This is a genomic window from Helicobacter marmotae (assembly GCF_003364255.1).
GTDB lineage: Bacteria > Campylobacterota > Campylobacteria > Campylobacterales > Helicobacteraceae > Helicobacter_C > Helicobacter_C marmotae.
Genome location: NZ_NXLR01000041.1, coordinates 1 through 2,561, shown reverse-complemented (window position 1 = coordinate 2,561; position 2,561 = coordinate 1). Strand labels below are relative to the sequence as shown.

Here is a 2,561-nt window from a genome sequence, read left to right as displayed (position 1 = left end):
CTTTTTCATAATGCAGGATCAAATTCCAGCAAAAGCCCTCTTTGAAGTAGAATGCAGTTCCTTGATAGCGAGCATTTTTATCTGTCCTTAAGAATTGGACATTCTGCTTATTCCACGCAATATAATAGGGCGTTGGTAAATACCATCTATTGCCTTCTTTATCGCCTTTATCATATGGGACATAGCAGGCTTTAGATTCTATGCCTTCGCTCTTTTGTTCTTCACTTAAAGATTCTACATTGGCTATTAAATGCTCATCTATAATCTTATATATAAATCCTTGCCCCCATACATCTCTGCCATATTTAGCTTTAGCCTCGCTAAAGATTGCTTGGATTTCTTCCTCGCTTAAATGCTCTAAATACGCCATCGCCTCTTTTTTACTTTTTAGCTCTATGCCTAAATCTTTTTGCACATCTTTTTGCGAATAAAGCTTCTCTGCGCGCTTCTCTTTACAGCTTAGGGCTTCTTTGGAGTTGCTCTTGTAGGCTATGTATTTGCCATTATTCCCAGTGGCTAACCCTTGCCCACCATCAGTAATGAGTCCTAATAATGTAATATCACCGGGTTTTAGCGAATTTCTATAATACTCTAGGGCATTGCGGTTTTTGGCTATATCTTTAGAAGTTTTTATCTTCCCCCACCAGCTTTGCATAAGGGATTTGATAGAGGCGTTGTATTTGTTATAAATATCTAGGTTTGTACTACTTGGGCAGAAGATAGCGCAATTATTGGCATTTCTATAAAGGCTTTGAGAGAATGGGTAGCATTCTAGGGCTTCAAAGCCTCCCCTTGCGTCAATATAGAGGCAATTATTTTGACTCTCTTGTTGCTTTGTATAGGGGAGTTTGGAGAATTGCGTGATGCCCGTATCTACCATAGGTGCTTGGAAAGGATTAGCACTATCACAGATAAAATGCAAAGTGTTTTCTAAGATTAATTGGCGCAAATTTAATTTGCTTGAGATAGTCCAAAAGGTCTTAGGAGTGATAAGAGAGATAACGCCACTAGGCTTTAACCAATAGTAGGCACTAAAAAAGGCGTGATTATATGCATCATCATAGAATCCTTGCTGGGCTTTTAATATCATCTCATTTTTCTTATGGGCTTTGCCTTTATTAGATATATATGGGGGGTTGCCTATGCAAATATCAAATGATTCTATCCCAAACATCATCTCACTATCGAAGAACTCTGCGCTTTTTTGGGCATTAAAGGGGTCATAGCTTGCTAATGGGTGGCTCTCTCCGCTAGATAGTGTGAGATTATCAAAGATTCTGTGTTTAATATTTTGGAAGTCCTTTTTAAGTGCTTGTTTATCTGCAGTTGGGAGGAAGTAGGCTTTGCGTATGGATTTCAAAGCTTGCTTATCTTCCACATAGCCATCATAATCTAAGCGTGTTTCTAGCCTTGCAAAGGCATTCGCGCATACGAATTTAAAGTCCAAATTAGGCAGTGGAGGAGGGGTTTGGGCTTTGGGGGATTCTATAATGAGTGAGAGGAAACAGCGCAAACGCGAGATCTCTGTAGCGATATTTTGTATATCTACCCCATAGATTTGGCCCTCTATTATGCCAAGTTTGCGCCAATAGGCTGCTCGGGTATCACCTAAAGCTTCTTGAGCGCTCATAATCTCTTGCAAAATCCCCATAGGGAATGCCCCTGAGCCGCAGAATAAATCAAGTATTTTGAGCGTATTTAGTACTTCTAGAATCTTGGCTTTTTGGGGTGGAGTTAGGGCGGGGCTTTCTTTGCTATGGTTTAGGCTTTGGCAGAGGGCGTCTATATGGGGGTGGAGATCTTGGGGGAGCTTGTGCTTTAGGGCTTGGGCTATGGCGTTTTTGCACATAAAGCTTACAACATGTCTAGGCGTGTAGAAGCTCCCTGTGGCTTTGCGTATGTTGTTGGTGTCATCTAAGGTAGGGTCTAGCTCTGCTAGGAGATTTTCAAAGATTTGTCCTAACATTTCAGGGTCAAGGCTGATTTGGGTATCACTCGGGGTGGATTCATCAATGGTGAAATGATAGGAATCAAGCAAATTTAGCAACGATTCAAAGATATTATCAGGGATATTTATGCGTGAGAGAGAGCCAAGCTCCACTTCTTGGTAGCAATCTAGTGCGCTAGGAGCGAAGAGCCCACCATTAAGAAAGGGAATTGCAGCAAAAATTGGATTATCTTTAATATGGGGCTTGCGCTCCTCTTGCTTGGTGTTAAGCACTTCAAAAAATAGCGGGGTAAGGATAGAGTGGTAATAGTCCTTTTGCGGGGTGAAAATATTTTGGGGGATAAGGGCAATCTCTTTTAAAAAACGAATAAAAAGTATCCGCCCTATGAGCTTTATGCTAAATTCTTTAATCTCTTGGGAGTTTAGCTCGGGGGCTTGAATATCCGCACAAAAGCTATCAAAATGTCTTTTAATCTCCTTATAAAACTCCTTGCTTAAAGGCTCGGTGCTGAAGGCTTTTTGCAAGGATTGTAAGTCTTTTTGCTTTGTGTCTATGAGTTCTTGGAGTTGGGTTTTAGCACTTTTAATTTTCTCATGCCCTAGCACGAAGCTT

The 2,561-nt window shown here is 40.8% G+C and carries 1 protein-coding gene; it reads right to left on the bottom strand.

Annotation, left to right across the window (positions count from 1 at the left end; genetic code table 11):
• A partial coding sequence (locus CQA63_RS09200; RefSeq protein ID WP_115511887.1) for an Eco57I restriction-modification methylase domain-containing protein occupies positions 1-2,561 on the bottom strand: 2,561 nt, incomplete at both ends.